Below are 16,135 nucleotides of genomic sequence, written 5' to 3' on the forward strand. Positions count from 1 at the left end.
GAGTTAGCACATTGCTTCGGCAGTGGCACGCATCTGTGGCCTGGCCGGAGTCGCCGTAATCTTGAACAGCGACACAGCCTGGCTCAACTGGCCAGCCTGTTCTTCCATGGAGCGTGCGGCGGCTGTTGCTTCCTCCACCAGGGCGGCGTTCTGTTGCGTGCTCTCGTCCATCTGCGCAACGGTCCGGTTCACCTGTTCGATGCCGGCAGATTGTTCCTGCGAGGCGGCGGCAATTTCGCCCATGATGTCGGTGACGCGTTGTACCGAGGCGACGATCTCCTGCATGGTCTTGCCGGCCTGCTCGACTAGCGTGGAGCCCTCGGCGACGCGGCCGACTGAGTCGTCGATCAGTCCCTTGATCTCCTTGGCCGCATTGGCCGAGCGCTGGGCCAAGGTGCGCACTTCGCTGGCCACAACGGCGAAACCGCGGCCTTGTTCGCCGGCACGCGCGGCTTCCACCGCCGCATTCAAGGCCAGGATATTGGTCTGGAAGGCGATGCCGTCGATGACACTGATGATGTCGGCGATTTTCTTGGACGAGGCTTCGATGCCGCTCATGGTCTGCACCACCTTGCTGACCACCGCACCACCTTGCGAGGCGACCGAGGTGGCACCGACTGCCAACTGATTGGCTTGCCGCGCGTTTTCCGCGTTCTGTTTGACGGTGGAAGTCAGTTCTTCCATCGAAGCGGCGGTTTCCTCCAGGCTTGCAGCCTGCTGCTCGGTGCGGTGGGACAGGTCGTCGTTACCGGTGGCGATTTCAGTGGAGGCAGCGTTGATGCTGAGCGCCGCGTTCTGAATGCGGCCGACCATGGCCGCCAACTGTGCGGTGGTGGCATTGGCATCGTCGCGCATGGCGGCGAACACACCCTGGAACTCGCCGTGCATGCGTGCGGTGAGATCGCCGGCTGCGATCGCTTTCAGTAATTTCGACAGCGCCTGCAGGTTGCCGTCGGCGGTGCCCATCAACTGGTTGAGGCTCTCGACCATGGCGCGGAAGTCGTACTGGAAGCGTTCTGCTTCGCCACGCACGCTGAAATCGCCAGCGGCTGCGGCGCCAGCCAGATGCTTGATCTCCTGATTCATGGCGTTCAGGTTCTGCTTGACCTTATCCATGGTATCGGTGAGTACCGCTTTTTCACCTGGGAGGCGGTCCATGTCTTCTGACAGATCGCCGATAGCGTAGCGACCCATGATTTGCGCCATGCGCATTTTGACCGTGACATGCGCGCCTACCAGCGCGTTGCTGTCGTGGACCATGCGGCCGTAATCGCCTGGGAAGGCATGGGCGTCCATGCGGTAGCTGATCTGCCCAGCATCGTGGCGCTTGGCCATTTCTGCCTGTGCGGCAAGAACATCACGCAACTGCTGTTGCATGCGTTGCATGTAGGCGAGCAGTTGTCCGCTTTCGTCTCGGCTAGGAATCGTGATTTCGGCGTCCATGCGACCTTCGGCGATATCTGCGGCGACAGTTGCGGCACGTCGTACATTCCGCGTTAGCGCACTCAAGGTTTTGACCGTGACATGCGCGCCTACCAGCGCGTTGCTGTCGTGGACCATGCGGCCGTAATCGCCTGGGAAGGCATGGGCGTCCATGCGGTAGCTGATCTGCCCAGCATCGTGGCGCTTGGCCATTTCTGCCTGTGCGGCAAGAACATCACGCAACTGCTGTTGCATGCGTTGCATGTAGGCGAGCAGTTGTCCGCTTTCGTCTCGGCTAGGAATCGTGATTTCGGCGTCCATGCGACCTTCGGCGATATCTGCGGCGACAGTTGCGGCACGTCGTACATTCCGCGTTAGCGCACTCAAGGTTTTTATCCATACCGCTGCAATCAGCAGGGTCAGCAGGCTCAAACCGGCAATCGCACCCCACATCGCTTGACGCGATGCATCCAGATGCCGTTGCGACTGTTCTTGTAAGGCTTGCAAGGAGGTGATGCTTAATGCACGCATGGCTTCGTCCCAGCCATGCAATGCTTGGTTCCACTGCTGGTCGGCATCGGCTGTCTTGCTGTTGAGCGCTTCTTCGAGTTTGGGTAAGGCCTGCTCGGCCACTTGCGCTTCTTTCGCCTCAGCCTGCGCTAGCGCCGGATTCGGCTGTTCGAGTAGGCCGATCGCTTTCTTCAGTTCATGTTGGAACCTTGCGTGGTCGTGCTCGAGTTCTCCGATTTGTGCCTTTAGCAAGGAGGCGTCGCCGCTTGCCTTGGAAGGATCTTCTAGTGCTTCCAGACGCGTGAGTGTCTCGCTGGTGTTGGGCGCATCGATCAAGCTGGCGACCACCAAGTGATAGCTTTCCACATAAGGTGTATAGACCAATCTGCTTTCGTCGCGCAGGGCATCCAAGGCATCGGCTGCTTGTTTAGACTCGGCGATGGTATCGTTGCGTCGCGTCTGCAACGTTTGCTCCAGGAGCTTCAGCTCCTTGCTCGTTTGCTCGAATCCCTCCATCTCTGCCAGGGTATGCTGCAGTTCGCGTAAGGATTCATCCGTACTTTGTGCGGCTTTGCTCGCATCGGCACCGCTCTTGGTCTGCTCGGCTTGCAGTGCATCCAGCAACCCCAGCATCTGCCGCAGCGGAGCATAGCTGCGCAGTTCATCGCGGCTGACCTGTACGTTCTCGTTGAGAGTGCTGGTGTAGAGAATCAATGGAATCGCCAGGCCGATCAGCGCCAGAATGCCGACCAGACTCAGTTTGCGGGCGATAGGAAGGTCTTGCCAGGTCCGTAATAGCGGATGGCGGTCCGAGCCGATCAATGTCGTAATCGTGGTGAGGCGTGACGTCGTCATTGCAAGAGATCTCTTGGCTTTTACGAAAAAACACATGCGATAAGCCTCAGATCACAAGCACCGTACAAGGACTGGAGCCGGTTCATCGGCATATCCAAGCAGGTTACGAGGGCATTCCAGCCGCAGTCAGCGTTATCCGCGGTCTCCCTAACGGCAAACTGGACAAATTCTGAACCTGTGACGGCGGCGGAGTTAATCCGCGTTAGGGATGGCGTGCCGCAGTCGATGCGCATGCGCGCAGTGAGCGATGGGCGTGTCGCGAGAGCATGCGAAGGCGTATGGTTGCTCGGAAGTATGGCGGCGCGAGCATAGCCCCCTTGCGCGGGTTAACAGTGCCGAGAATCCCATCGCCGCAGTTTCTAGCCGAGAGCTGGTGCTGCGTTGCGTAAAACGGACGTTCTACCGACATGTGATGCTGGTGTCATCCACCACAGTATGGGGAAATACTGTGGTGGTTGTCCTGGTGGAAGGACGCTGTTGTCGTAATCGCCGTATTGCCAGGTGGAGCGTCATGCCGTCGTCGGCATGACGACCAACTGGATCAGAACTCCTGCCACTGCTTGTCTTCACCTGCGAGTGCAACCTGCTTGGTGGGCCGATGTGCGACACGGGCAGGCGTCTTGTATGGGGGCTTGGCTGCCTGCGTCATCGCCTTTGACGCGACGCCGCTCGGTCGGCGTGGGGCGGTAGCCGCTCCGGTGCTGTCGATCTTGAACAGTGCCACGGTATTGGTGAGCTCTCCTGCCTGTTCTTCCATGGAACGTGCGGCGGCGGTGGCTTCCTCGACCAAGTCAGCGTTATCCGCGGTCTCCCTAACGGCAAACTGGACAAATTCTGAACCTGTGACGGCGGCGGAGTTAATCCGCGTTAGGGATGGCGTGCCGCAGTCGATGCGCATGCGCGCAGTGAGCGATGGGCGTGTCGCGAGAGCATGCGAAGGCGTATGGTTGCTCGGAAGTATGGCGGCGCGAGCATAGCCCCCTTGCGCGGGTTAACAGTGCCGAGAATCCCATCGCCGCAGTTTCTAGCCGAGAGCTGGTGCTGCGTTGCGTAAAACGGACGTTCTACCGACATGTGATGCTGGTGTCATCCACCACAGTATGGGGAAATACTGTGGTGGTTGTCCTGGTGGAAGGACGCTGTTGTCGTAATCGCCGTATTGCCAGGTGGAGCGTCATGCCGTCGTCGGCATGACGACCAACTGGATCAGAACTCCTGCCACTGCTTGTCTTCACCTGCGAGTGCAACCTGCTTGGTGGGCCGATGTGCGACACGGGCAGGCGTCTTGTATGGGGGCTTGGCTGCCTGCGTCATCGCCTTTGACGCGACGCCGCTCGGTCGGCGTGGGGCGGTAGCCGCTCCGGTGCTGTCGATCTTGAACAGTGCCACGGTATTGGTGAGCTCTCCTGCCTGTTCTTCCATGGAACGTGCGGCGGCGGTGGCTTCCTCGACCAGTGCGGCGTTCTGCTGGGTGGGTGGCTTCGTCCATTTGGTTCACGGTCTGGTTGACCTGCTCGATGCCAGCGGATTGTTCCTGCGAGGCAGCGGAGATTTCGCTCATGATGTCGGTGACCCGCTTCACCGAGCTTCGTCCATTTGGTTCACGGTCTGGTTGACCTGCTCGATGCCAGCGGATTGTTCCTGCGAGGCAGCGGAGATTTCGCTCATGATGTCGGTGACCCGCTTCACCGAGGCGACGATCTCCTCCATGGTCTTGCCGGCCTGGTCGACCAACGCCGAGCCTTCGGTGACGCGGCCGACCGAATCGTCGATCAGGTCCTTGATCTCCTTGGCGGCACTGGCCGAACGCTGGGCGAGGGTACGTACTTCGCTGGCGACCACGGCGAAACCGCGGCCTTGTTCGCCGGCACGCGCCGCTTCCACCGCCGCATTCAGGGCCAGGATATTGGTCTGGAACGCGATGCCGTCGATGACGCTGATGATGTCGGCGATTTTCTTCGAGGAGGTCTCGATGCCGTTCATGGTCTGAACCACTTGACCGACCACGGCACCGCCTTGCGAGGCAACCGAGGCGGCACCGATGGCAAGCTGGTTGGCCTGACGCGCGTTTGCGGCCGACCGAATCGTCGATCAGGTCCTTGATCTCCTTGGCGGCACTGGCCGAACGCTGGGCGAGGGTACGTACTTCGCTGGCGACCACGGCGAAACCGCGGCCTTGTTCGCCGGCACGCGCCGCTTCCACCGCCGCATTCAGGGCCAGGATATTGGTCTGGAACGCGATGCCGTCGATGACGCTGATGATGTCGGCGATTTTCTTCGAGGAGGTCTCGATGCCGTTCATGGTCTGAACCACTTGACCGACCACGGCACCGCCTTGCGAGGCAACCGAGGCGGCACCGATGGCAAGCTGGTTGGCCTGACGCGCGTTTTCGGCATTCTGTTTGACGGTGGAGGTCAGTTCTTCCATCGAGGCGGCGGTTTCCTCCAGGCTGGCGGCCTGCTGCTCGGTGCGGCGCGATAGGTCGTCGTTGCCGGTGGCGATTTCGCTGGAGGCAGCAAGCATTGATACTCGTCGCGGCGGTCTGGATGCGGCCGACGATATTGGTCAATTGGTCGGCGGTGGTATTGGCGTCGTCGCGCATCTGAGCGAATACGCCCTGGAAGTCGCCGTGCATACGTGCGGTGAGATCGCCAGCGGCGATGGACTGCAGCAGTGCCGAGAGTTTGCCCAGGTTACTGTCGCTGACCTGCATCATGGCATTGAGGTCTTGATACTCGTCGCGGCGGTCTGGATGCGGCCGACGATATTGGTCAATTGGTCGGCGGTGGTATTGGCGTCGTCGCGCATCTGAGCGAATACGCCCTGGAAGTCGCCGTGCATACGTGCGGTGAGATCGCCAGCGGCGATGGACTGCAGCAGTGCCGAGAGTTTGCCCAGGTTACTGTCGCTGACCTGCATCATGGCATTGAGGTCCTGCACCATCAGCCGGAAATCGTGCTGGAACTGCTCGGCCTTGCCACGGGCACTGAAGTCGCCAGCGGCGGCGGCGGCGGCCAGCCGTTTGATTTCGGTGTTGATCGCCAGCAGGCTGGCCTTGGCCGCATCCATGGATTCGTGCAGTACCGCCCGGCTGCCGGGCAGGCGACGTGCGTCGCGGCGCAGGTCGCCGTTGGCATATTCGTTGAGCACGGCGATGGCATCGACGATGGCATCGAGATGCTCGAACATCATGGTGTTGATGCCCTTGCTCAGCTCGCCGTAGACGCCGGGGAAATCGATGGGCATGCGATGACTCATATCCTTGTCGGCATGCAGTTCGATCATGCGCGCGGTTTCGCTGGAGAAACGCTGCAACTGTTGCTGCATGACGTCCATGGCGACCAAGTTGGCATATTCGTTGAGCACGGCGATGGCATCGACGATGGCATCGAGATGCTCGAACATCATGGTGTTGATGCCCTTGCTCAGCTCGCCGTAGACGCCGGGGAAATCGATGGGCATGCGATGACTCATATCCTTGTCGGCATGCAGTTCGATCATGCGCGCGGTTTCGCTGGAGAAACGCTGCAACTGTTGCTGCATGACGTCCATGGCGACCAACAGGCAGGCGGCCGGGTTCATCGCGTGCGTCGGTGGCGACGTGGTTGTCCAGGCGGCCGTTGGCGATGGCCTCGGCGGCGCGGGTGGCGCGGTTGAGCGGTTCAGTGAGGCTGCGGGTGATCGCCCAGGCCAGCAGACTGCTGATGACCAGTACCGCCACGCCACCGGCAATGAGCATGTTGCGACCATTGGCCATCGCCTGACCGGCCGGGTTCATCGCGTGCGTCGGTGGCGACGTGGTTGTCCAGGCGGCCGTTGGCGATGGCCTCGGCGGCGCGGGTGGCGCGGTTGAGCGGTTCAGTGAGGCTGCGGGTGATCGCCCAGGCCAGCAGACTGCTGATGACCAGTACCGCCACGCCACCGGCAATGAGCATGTTGCGACCATTGGCCATCGCCTGACTCGCCCGCGTTGGCGTAGGCGACTTTCATCTGCGCTTCCTGCAATTGTGCGTTTTCGCGGATCTTCGACTGCCATGCCTGAGTGGTTGGTCGCGCGCGCTCGCTCAATAAGGTCTGCGCTTCGGCATTTCGGTCTGCGAGAGAGAGCTCGATGACCTGATTATTCATTGCACGCGACGCGTCGCGTCCGGCATCGATATCCGCGCGTAGCTTCACCACGCGTTCGTTGTCTGCGGGGAAGGTATCGAGTTCTTTGCGCAGATCGTTATAGCGCTGGCGGTTTTCCTTGATCGCGGCCAATGCCGGCGCATTCAGCTCTTCCCTGGTGACCATCGCCAACGTGCCCAGGGCGACTAGGATGCTGGAATTGGCATCGAGCATGCCGTTGCTGATCCGGGATTTGTTGGCGTAGGCGACTTTCATCTGCGCTTCCTGCAATTGTGCGTTTTCGCGGATCTTCGACTGCCATGCCTGAGTGGTTGGTCGCGCGCGCTCGCTCAATAAGGTCTGCGCTTCGGCATTTCGGTCTGCGAGAGAGAGCTCGATGACCTGATTATTCATTGCACGCGACGCGTCGCGTCCGGCATCGATATCCGCGCGTAGCTTCACCACGCGTTCGTTGTCTGCGGGGAAGGTATCGAGTTCTTTGCGCAGATCGTTATAGCGCTGGCGGTTTTCCTTGATCGCGGCCAATGCCGGCGCATTCAGCTCTTCCCTGGTGACCATCGCCAACGTGCCCAGGGCGACTAGGATGCTGGAATTGGCATCGAGCATGCCGTTGCTGATCCGGGATTTTTCGAAATTCACCTTCACGATGTTGTCCAATTCGCGCCGGGCATTCGACATGGACAGCAATCCCCCCGCGACTAGCAGGCACGACAATAGGATCAGTAGGCCGAAAGCACCTCCGAGCCGATGGCCGACGTTGTAGCGTTGCAGGAACGAACTCATGATCGACCTCTTCTTTTAACTGAAATGCCTGGGGTGTGCCCAGGTTCTGCTGCGTCCTTGCAGGTTTCGACAGATGTATGACTTAGGCGGTGACGCTTGCCAGTCAGGCAATGAAGAAGAACGCAATGTCGTTTTTGTTCGACGCTGGCTTCTGCTCTTGTGATCAAGTATCGGCGGAAGGTCGTGTAATCCGATGCTGCTTTGGTCGTAAGGTAATTCCTGACATCGTGTGATGTCGTTCGCGACGGCGGCAATGCTGATCGCTAGCGCAATCGATATAGTGGGCTCCTGCTTGGGCTGGTGCGCGTTGCGGCTGTTGGGCGCGTTGCGGTTGTTGCATCTGTAGCCAGCTCACCTACACAGATGCAATTTTCATCTACATTGCCAACTCAGAAACGGAACGACACACCTGCACTCAATGTGTGATCTGGTGAGCGGTCGTTGAGACCGTGGCTGTACAGCAGGTCCAGTTGCACGTCCTGTGTGACCAACCAGGCCGATCCGACATCGAGCATTGCGACGGTACCGCCGTCGTCGCTGTGAGCGATCTGTGGAAATGCCAATTCCACGAACGAACGGTAGCGTTCGTTCCAAGCCTTACCTAGCACCACGCCGAAAATGCCAGCCGTGTACTGGTGTCCGTGTTCATCTTCTTCGCGGATCACACCGGGCATTGCCCCGACCGAAATGCTGTCGCTGAGCGTCCATTCGGCGACCAGGCGCAACGAGGGTCGGGCGCTGCTACCACGCAGCTTGCGTGTGCCGCTGGGCAGATCGACATGCAGCAGCCAGGCCAAAGACACGTTGTCGGCATCGGTGCCAGCCAAGTGATGCTTCAGCCCCAACGAGATGTCGGAGAGTCCAAAGACATCACCGCCAATCGGCACATCAATGTACTGCCAGCCGTCGGTTTCCAGGCGCAATTCCCAGGTTTGACCGATGCCATAGCGGAACAAGGTCGGTGTCGTGTAGCCATCCTCTGCGCCAGCCTTTTCCCAAGCGATGCCGGTTTCCACTTGCAGGCGGCGATCTCCGGCGGTGAGGCTGGATTCGACGAAATCTGGGCGATCGGTGACGATCGGTGCTTGTTCGGCGTAGGCCATGTTGGCGACGCAGGACAAGATAAGGCACCCGATAGAAGCAACGGATTTCATTGCGATCCTTTTGGTGTTCTGAGCCGAACACCGATAACTTGAGAGATGGCCTCCTGTATCAGGAAGCGTGAGTGCTGAGATTACCCAGCATCGTTGTGGTGTCTTTTCTAGATCCAAGCTCAACCTGCTTGCTCGATCAACCTGATGCCACACATCCAGGTTGAGCCCGCATGCCTTGCGCGATGCGTGCGCTTGCCGATTTCCTGGCAAGGTGGTTGTTGCAGAAGAAAACTGGTGCGTCGCCTCCTCGCGACGCACCTTGCAATCTCCGCTCAGAACTCCTGCCACTGGGCGTTGTCCGCATGCGCGGTGGTGCGAATTGGGGCTGCGCTGGTTGTCGCAGGCTTGCGCTTGGCGGTGACGGTGGTGGGAGCGAGATATTGGACGTTTGCCGGGCGGGCGGTAGTGGCAGTCGTTGCGTTATCGAGTTTGAACAGCGCCACGGCCTGACTCAACTGGACTGCCTGATCTTCCATGGAGCGTGCCGCAGCGGTGGCTTCCTCGACCAGGGCGGCGTTTTGCTGTGTGCTCTCGTCCATCTGCGTCACGGTCTGATTGACCTGCTCGATGCCGGCAGACTGTTCCTGCGACGCAGAGGAGATTTCGCCCATGATGTCGGTGACGCGCTGCACCGAGGCGACGATTTCCTGCATGGTCTTGCCCGCTTGATCGACCAGCGCCGAGCCTTCGGTGACGCGGCTGACCGAGTCGTCGATCAGGTCCTTGATCTCCTTGGCGGCGTTGGCCGAACGCTGGGCGAGGGTACGCACTTCGCTGGCGACCACGGCGAAACCGCGGCCTTGTTCACCGGCACGCGCCGCTTCCACGGCTGCATTCAAGGCCAGGATATTGGTCTGGAAAGCGATGCCATCGATGACGCTGATGATGTCGGCGATTTTCTTGGACGAGGCTTCGATGCCGGTCATCGTCTGCACCACCTGGCCGACCACGGCGCCGCCCTGGGACGCGACGCTGGCAGCACCCGCGGCGAGCTGATTGGCCTGCCGGGCGTGTTCGGCGTTCTGCTTGACGGTGGAGGTCAACTCTTCCATCGAAGCGGCGGTTTCTTCCAGGCTGGCGGCCTGCTGTTCGGTGCGGCGCGATAGATCGTCGTTACCGGTGGCGATTTCACTCGCGGCGGAGTTGATGCTGACCGCCGCAGTCTGGATGCGACCGACAATGGAGGCCAACTGTTCGGTGGTCGCATTGGCGTCGTCGCGCATGGTGGCGAACACGCCCTGGAAATCGCCGTGCATACGTGCGGTGAGATCACCAGCGGCGATGGATTTCAGCAATTGGGACAGTGCCTGCAGGTTGCCGTCGGCGGTGGCCATTAATTGGTTGAGGCTCTCGACCATGGCGCGGAAATCGTACTGGAAGCGCTCTGCCTCGCCGCGCACGCTGAAATCGCCCGCGGCGGCGGCGCCGGCCAGGTGCTTGATCTCATGATTCATGGCGGTCAGGTTCTGCTTGACCTTGTCCATGGTGTCGCTAATGACCGCCTTCTCGCCGGGCAGGCGATCCATGTCCTCGGACAGGTCGCCGATGGCGTAGCGGCCCATGATCTGCGCCAGACGCATCTTGACTGTGATGTGAGAGGCGACCAGCGCATTGCTGTCGTGGACCATGCGACCGTAATCGCCCGGGAAGGCTTGCTCGTCCATGCGATAGCTGATCTGTCCGGCATCGTGACGCTGGGCCATCTCGGCCTGCGCGGCGAGGACGGCCTGCAACTGGCTCTGCATCTTGTCCATGCTGAGCAGCAGGATGCCGGCTTCGTCTTTGCGGCGCAGATCGATCGTATTGTCGAGCTTGCCCCTGGCGATGGCATCGGCCACACCGATCGCGGTGCCGAGCCGCTTGAGCAATTGCCGACGGATCAGGATGGCCATGACGATTGAGGCCACGATCACCAGCAGATTGCCCAACAGGACGGACCACTTGTTCTGCGCGCGCACAGTCACCAGGGTCTCGCTGCGCTTTTCCAGCAAGCGGCGTTCTTCATCGGAAAACGCACCGAGCAGGTTACGGATCGATTCCATGGCCTGGCGGTCACGGGCTTCACGGAACACGGATGTGATCTGCCCCGTATCGGTGGAGCGCTCGCGCAAGTCGATGATCTGCCTCTCCGCAGCGATCAACGCTTCAAAAGACGTATGCAGCTGTTCCAGACGCGCCTGCTGTTTTGGGTTGTCCGAAGTCAGGTGCTTGGCATCCTTGAAGCTCTGTTCGAAACCGGCCAGGCCGTTGGTGAAGGGCTGCAGGTGCTGCTTGTCGCCCGATAGCAAGTAACCCCGCGCTCCGGTTTCCACGTTGAGGGCGTTGGTCCTCATCATCTCCCCGGTCGCCAGCACTTTGTACGTGTGATCGTTCATGTCGGCAGCGGTGTTGAGCGAAGAAAGACTGCTCAAACTGATCGTGCCGATGATCACCGTCACCAGAACGATGGTGCAGAAACTGAGCGCGAGTTGGGCGGAAAGACTGAGATTCTTGATGTTCATCGTGGAGTCTCGGAAGTTAGAGAACGTTCGGAGGTTGGAGCGGCATGTCGCGTGGTGAGGCATGCGAGCAGATAGCGCCCTGAAATATATAGCGGCAAACTATTGATATCCTAAAATCAATAGTTAATATTGTTTCGATAGGTTTTGACTATTAAAAATTCTTTCTTTGGCTTTATTGCGCGCAGAAAATAATGTAGAACCTATCAAAAATTTAAATTTTTGATATGTATGTATACGAATTATTTAAAGTGACTATCATATCGACGTCGCCAGGGATGTCTTGACTAGCAAAGTGCGATACTGGGAAGCGATGCACTTTCCGCGTGTGATCTATCGCGGTGCGCTTGCCGATGAGCGCATGCAATGCGACGTTTGGCGAACAAAAAACCCCGGGAGATTGCTCTCCCGGGGTTGGACTCGCTTGCAGGGGCCTTTTGCGAAGGTAGGCCTGTGGATCAGAACTCCTGCCAGGCGCTGTCGTTGGTGGCGATGGCGACCTGCTGTTTGGCGGTTTGATGCGGTTTACGAATGGCAGCCTTTGCGATGGGCTTGGTGGTGCGGGGGAGTGTCGCGACGCTGGCATGCTGGGACTGTGCGGCCACGGCGTTGTCGATCTTGAACAGCGCCACCGCATTGCTGAGTTGCCCGGCCTGCTCTTCCATCGAGCGTGCGGCGGCGGTGGCTTCCTCGACCAGCGCGGCATTTTGCTGGGTGGCTTCGTCCATCTGGGTCACGGTCTGGTTGACCTGCTCGATACCGGCAGACTGTTCCTGCGACGCAGAGGAGATCTCGCCCATGATGTCGGTGACGCGCTGCACCGAGGCGACGATTTCCTGCATGGTCTTGCCGGCCTGATCGACCAGGGCCGAGCCTTCGGCGACGCGACCAACCGAGTCGTCGATCAGTCCCTTGATTTCCTTGGCCGCATTGGCCGAACGCTGGGCGAGGGTACGCACTTCGCTGGCGACCACGGCGAAACCGCGGCCCTGTTCGCCGGCACGCGCCGCTTCCACGGCTGCATTCAAGGCCAGGATATTGGTCTGGAACGCGATACCGTCGATGACACTGATGATGTCGGCGATTTTCTTCGAGGAGGCCTCGATGCCGCTCATGGTCTGCACGACCTGGCCGACCACTGCGCCGCCTTGAGAGGCGACGTTGGCAGCGCCCGCGGCGAGCTGATTGGCCTGGCGCGCGTTTTCGGCGTTCTGTTTGACGGTGGAAGTCAGTTCTTCCATCGAAGCAGCGGTTTCCTCCAGGCTGGCGGCCTGCTGCTCGGTGCGGCGCGACAGGTCATCGTTACCGGAGGCGATTTCGCTGGCGGCAGAGTTGATGCTGACAGCGGCGCTCTGGATGCGACTGACGATGCCGGTCAACTGCTCGACAGTGGCGTTGGCATCGTCGCGCATGGTGGCGAACACACCGTGGAATTCGCCGTGCATCCGCGTGGTGAGGTCGCCGGCGGCGATGGACTTCAATAGTTTGGACAGCGCGTTGAGGTTGCCATCGGCGGTGGCCATCAACTGGTTGAGGCTCTCGACCATGGCGCGGAAGTCGTACTGGAAGCGCTCGGCTTCGCCACGCACGCTGAAGTCGCCTGCGGCGGCAGCATCGGCGAGCTGTTTGATTTCGCGGTTCATGGCGGTCAGGTTCTGCTTGACCTTGTCCATGGTCTCGCTGAGCACGGCCTTTTCGCCGGGCAGCCGATCCATGTCCTCGGACAGGTCGCCGATGGCGTAGCGGCCCATGATCTGCGCCAGGCGCAACGTGACCGCGATATGCGAGGCGACCAGTGCATTGCTGTCGCGCACCATGCGACCGTAATCGCCCGGGAAGGCGCTTTCTTCCATGCGGTAGCTGGTCTGACCGGCGTCATGCCGCTTGGCCATCTCGGTCTGTGCCGTGATGACGGCCTGCAACTGGCTCTGCATCTTGTGCATGCTGACCAGCAGCACGCCGGCTTCGTCCTTGGTCTGCGTATCGATCGGGTTGTCGAGCTTGCCACCAGCGATGGCATCGGCGACCACGATCGCGGCACCAAGCCGGTTCAGCAGCCGGCGACGGATCATGACCGCTAGGCCGATCGAGGCCACGATCACGAACAAACTGCCGAGCATGATGGCCCACTTGCTCTCCGCACGCACGGAGACCAATGTCGAGCTGCGCTTGACGAGAAGGTCTTGTTCTTCGGCGATGAAATCTGCAAGCATCTTGCGGATCGTGGTCATTGCCTGGCGGTCGCGGGCCTCGGCGAACAGGCTGGCGATTTTTTCTTTATCGTTGGTGCTGTCGCGCACCGCGATGATCTCTTTCTCAACCTCGATGAGTTGCTTGAACGACTTTCCCAGTTGTTCCAGGCGTGCCTGCTGGTTAGGGTTGTCGACGCTGAGCTTCGTGGCTTCGTCGAATTTCTTCTCGAAAACCTCGCGGCTGGGCTCGAACGACTGAATGTGCGACTTGTCACCCGATAGCAGGTAGCCACGCGAACCTGTTTCGATATTGAGCGCGTTGATCTGCATAATTTCGCCGGTCGACAAGATCTTGTAACTCAAGTCATTCATGTCGGTAGCATGGTTGATGGTCGACAGGCTACTTAGGTTGATCGTGCCAATGACCAGCATTACCAGAACGATGGCCGCAAAGCTCAGTGCGAGCAGTGCGGAAAGGCTGAAGTTTTTAAGCTTCATTGTGGAGTTCCTATTTCGGGGAGAGTTCGGTGCGCATGCATGGCCTATCGGCGTTGTGTTCCAAGCATCACGGCGAGTGATCGCAAGGTGTTGCTACGTCGATGCGGCTTGGCTTATGTGGTCAAGAGGGCGGGGTGTTCATGCGGTGGATGGGTGTTTGATCGATGCCTGAACATGTTTAAGTGTCAATCTTCATTGAAGTTGATGCGCGCAAATCGCATCACTCTCCTAGCGGCATCGCATTGACTTTCTTGATCACTGCGATTTTTTTCTTTAATAATGTGATATTCGTGTGATGAATATTTGATGTTTGAATTCATGGCGCCGCTTTCACGTAGCAGGCTTTCATGCAGATGCGGGCTATCGATCGCGATAGCCTGCATCGTCATCATGTGTTCCGTGAATCTGTGCGGACAGCACGGCGCTCGCATCGATGTATTCAGAATTCTTGCCAATCGGTGGCAACTGCGCTGGATGCCGTCTGTCTGGAAGTAGAACGTTGTGTTGTGCGATGACGTTGTGCCGGGTTTGGCTGAGCCGCCACTCGAACATGTTTTGCTGAGGTGCTGTCGATCTTGAACAGTGCCACGGTATTGGTGAGCTCTCCTGCCTGTTCTTCCATGGAACGTGCGGCGGCGGTGGCTTCCTCGACCACTTTAATAATGTGATATTCGTGTGATGAATATTTGATGTTTGAATTCATGGCGCCGCTTTCACGTAGCAGGCTTTCATGCAGATGCGGGCTATCGATCGCGATAGCCTGCATCGTCATCATGTGTTCCGTGAATCTGTGCGGACAGCACGGCGCTCGCATCGATGTATTCAGAATTCTTGCCAATCGGTGGCAACTGCGCTGGATGCCGTCTGTCTGGAAGTAGAACGTTGTGTTGTGCGATGACGTTGTGCCGGGTTTGGCTGAGCCGCCACTCGAACATGTTTTGCTGAGGTGCTGTCGATCTTGAACAGTGCCACGGTATTGGTGAGCTCTCCTGCCTGTTCTTCCATGGAACGTGCGGCGGCGGTGGCTTCCTCGACCAGTGCGGCGTTCTGCTGGGTGTGTGGCTTCGTCCATCTGATTCACGGTCTGGTTGACCTGCTCGATGCCAGCGGATTGTTCCTGCGAGGCAGCGGAGATTTCGCTCATGATGTCGGTGACCCGCTTCACCGAGCTTCGTCCATCTGATTCACGGTCTGGTTGACCTGCTCGATGCCAGCGGATTGTTCCTGCGAGGCAGCGGAGATTTCGCTCATGATGTCGGTGACCCGCTTCACCGAGGCGACGATCTCCTCCATGGTCTTGCCGGCCTGGTCGACCAACGCCGAGCCTTCGGTGACGCGGCCGACCGAATCGTCGATCAGGTCCTTGATCTCCTTGGCCGCACTGGCCGAACGCTGGGCGAGGGTACGCACTTCGCTGGCGACCACGGCGAAACCGCGGCCTTGTTCGCCGGCACGCGCCGCTTCCACGGCCGCATTCAAGGCCAGGATATTGGTTTGGAAGGCGATGCCGTCGATGACGCTGATGATGTCGGCGATTTTCTTCGAGGAGGTCTCGATGCCGTTCATGGTCTGGACCACTTGACCGACCACGGCGCCGCCTTGCGAGGCAACCGAGGCGGCACCGATGGCAAGCTGATTGGCCTGACGCGCGTTTTCGGCATTCTGCTTGACGGTGGAGGTCAGTTCTTCCATCGAGGCGGCGGTTTCCTCCAGGCTGGCGGCCTGCTGCTCGGTGCGGCGCGATAGGTCGTCGTTGCCCGGCATTCTGCTTGACGGTGGAGGTCAGTTCTTCCATCGAGGCGGCGGTTTCCTCCAGGCTGGCGGCCTGCTGCTCGGTGCGGCGCGATAGGTCGTCGTTGCCGGTGGCGATTTCGCTGGAGGCAGCAGGCATTGATGCTCGTCGCGGCGGTCTGGATGCGGCCGACGATATCGGTCAATTGGTCGGCGGTGGTATTGGCGTCGTCGCGCATCTGGGCGAATACACCCTGGAAGTCGCCGTGCATGCGTGCGGTGAGATCGCCAGCGGCGATGGACTGCAGCAGTGCCGAGAGTTTGCCCAGGTTACTGTCGCTGACCTGCATCATGGCATTGAGG

9 protein-coding genes and 4 pseudogenes are annotated in these 16,135 nt (G+C 59.5%); all 13 read right to left on the reverse strand.

Going from position 1 to position 16,135, the window contains the following annotated elements:
* Window positions 1-3: 3 nt before the first annotated feature.
* The gene (locus tag XANALMUS060_RS02450) at window positions 4-2,787 is read right to left on the reverse strand and encodes a methyl-accepting chemotaxis protein (RefSeq protein ID WP_045736963.1); all 2,784 of its coding nucleotides are present in this window, start codon (window positions 2,785-2,787) and stop codon (window positions 4-6) included.
* A 541-nt stretch (window positions 2,788-3,328) separates the two neighbouring features.
* Complete coding sequence (locus XANALMUS060_RS21725) at window positions 3,329-3,685, reverse strand: hypothetical protein (protein WP_045736965.1); 357 nt, start codon at window positions 3,683-3,685, stop codon at window positions 3,329-3,331.
* A 308-nt stretch (window positions 3,686-3,993) separates the two neighbouring features.
* Window positions 3,994-4,209 (reverse strand): hypothetical protein, encoded by a 216-nt coding sequence (locus XANALMUS060_RS21110; protein ID WP_200894000.1) that lies wholly within the window; start codon window positions 4,207-4,209, stop codon window positions 3,994-3,996.
* Window positions 4,210-4,374: 165 nt separating this feature from the next.
* Window positions 4,375-6,416, reverse strand: a pseudogene (locus XANALMUS060_RS02465) (methyl-accepting chemotaxis protein); the annotation flags it as partial.
* 34 nt (window positions 6,417-6,450) lie between these two features.
* A complete protein-coding gene (locus XANALMUS060_RS20925) occupies window positions 6,451-6,723 on the reverse strand; it encodes a methyl-accepting chemotaxis protein (protein ID WP_162484717.1) in 273 nt (90 codons plus the stop codon).
* Window positions 6,647-7,699: an MCP four helix bundle domain-containing protein gene (locus tag XANALMUS060_RS21730; protein ID WP_052688075.1), complete on the reverse strand. Its 1,053-nt coding sequence runs from the start codon at window positions 7,697-7,699 to the stop codon at window positions 6,647-6,649. Before XANALMUS060_RS21730 ends, XANALMUS060_RS20925 begins: the two co-directional genes overlap by 77 nt.
* A 389-nt stretch (window positions 7,700-8,088) precedes the next feature.
* Window positions 8,089-8,853 (reverse strand): transporter, encoded by a 765-nt coding sequence (locus tag XANALMUS060_RS02475; protein ID WP_045736966.1) that lies wholly within the window; start codon window positions 8,851-8,853, stop codon window positions 8,089-8,091.
* 272 nt (window positions 8,854-9,125) lie between these two features.
* A complete protein-coding gene (locus XANALMUS060_RS02480) occupies window positions 9,126-11,354 on the reverse strand; it encodes a methyl-accepting chemotaxis protein (RefSeq protein ID WP_045736967.1) in 2,229 nt (742 codons plus the stop codon).
* A gap of 455 nt (window positions 11,355-11,809) precedes the next feature.
* Window positions 11,810-14,041: a methyl-accepting chemotaxis protein gene (locus XANALMUS060_RS02485; RefSeq protein ID WP_045736968.1), complete on the reverse strand. Its 2,232-nt coding sequence runs from the start codon at window positions 14,039-14,041 to the stop codon at window positions 11,810-11,812.
* Between the two features lie 185 nt (window positions 14,042-14,226).
* Complete coding sequence (locus tag XANALMUS060_RS19510) at window positions 14,227-14,430, reverse strand: hypothetical protein (RefSeq protein ID WP_152640363.1); 204 nt, start codon at window positions 14,428-14,430, stop codon at window positions 14,227-14,229.
* A gap of 179 nt (window positions 14,431-14,609) precedes the next feature.
* Window positions 14,610-14,696, reverse strand: a pseudogene (locus XANALMUS060_RS19515) (methyl-accepting chemotaxis serine transducer); the annotation flags it as partial.
* 167 nt (window positions 14,697-14,863) lie between these two features.
* A pseudogene (locus XANALMUS060_RS22955) lies at window positions 14,864-15,799 on the reverse strand (methyl-accepting chemotaxis protein); the annotation flags it as partial.
* Between the two features lie 64 nt (window positions 15,800-15,863).
* Window positions 15,864-16,134: pseudogene (locus XANALMUS060_RS22960) on the reverse strand (methyl-accepting chemotaxis protein); the annotation flags it as partial.
* Window position 16,135: the final 1 nt, after the last annotated feature.

The sequence above is a fragment of the Xanthomonas sp. MUS 060 genome, assembly GCF_000963215.1.
Lineage (GTDB): Bacteria > Pseudomonadota > Gammaproteobacteria > Xanthomonadales > Xanthomonadaceae > Xanthomonas_A.

What these genes read in the sequence shown, in the direction of transcription:
- XANALMUS060_RS02485 (WP_045736968.1), bottom strand. Translation starts at nt 14,041, where the DNA reads ATGAAGCTTAAAAACTTCAGCCTTTCCGCACTGCTCGCACTGAGCTTT.
- XANALMUS060_RS20925 (WP_162484717.1), bottom strand. Translation starts at nt 6,723, where the DNA reads ATGCTCATTGCCGGTGGCGTGGCGGTACTGGTCATCAGCAGTCTGCTG.
- XANALMUS060_RS21730 (WP_052688075.1), bottom strand. Translation starts at nt 7,699, where the DNA reads ATGAGTTCGTTCCTGCAACGCTACAACGTCGGCCATCGGCTCGGAGGT.
- XANALMUS060_RS21725 (WP_045736965.1), bottom strand. Translation starts at nt 3,685, where the DNA reads ATGCGCATCGACTGCGGCACGCCATCCCTAACGCGGATTAACTCCGCC.
- XANALMUS060_RS02475 (WP_045736966.1), bottom strand. Translation starts at nt 8,853, where the DNA reads ATGAAATCCGTTGCTTCTATCGGGTGCCTTATCTTGTCCTGCGTCGCC.
- XANALMUS060_RS02450 (WP_045736963.1), bottom strand. Translation starts at nt 2,787, where the DNA reads ATGACGACGTCACGCCTCACCACGATTACGACATTGATCGGCTCGGAC.
- XANALMUS060_RS02480 (WP_045736967.1), bottom strand. Translation starts at nt 11,354, where the DNA reads ATGAACATCAAGAATCTCAGTCTTTCCGCCCAACTCGCGCTCAGTTTC.
- XANALMUS060_RS19510 (WP_152640363.1), bottom strand. Translation starts at nt 14,430, where the DNA reads ATGACGATGCAGGCTATCGCGATCGATAGCCCGCATCTGCATGAAAGC.
- XANALMUS060_RS21110 (WP_200894000.1), bottom strand. Translation starts at nt 4,209, where the DNA reads ATGGAAGAACAGGCAGGAGAGCTCACCAATACCGTGGCACTGTTCAAG.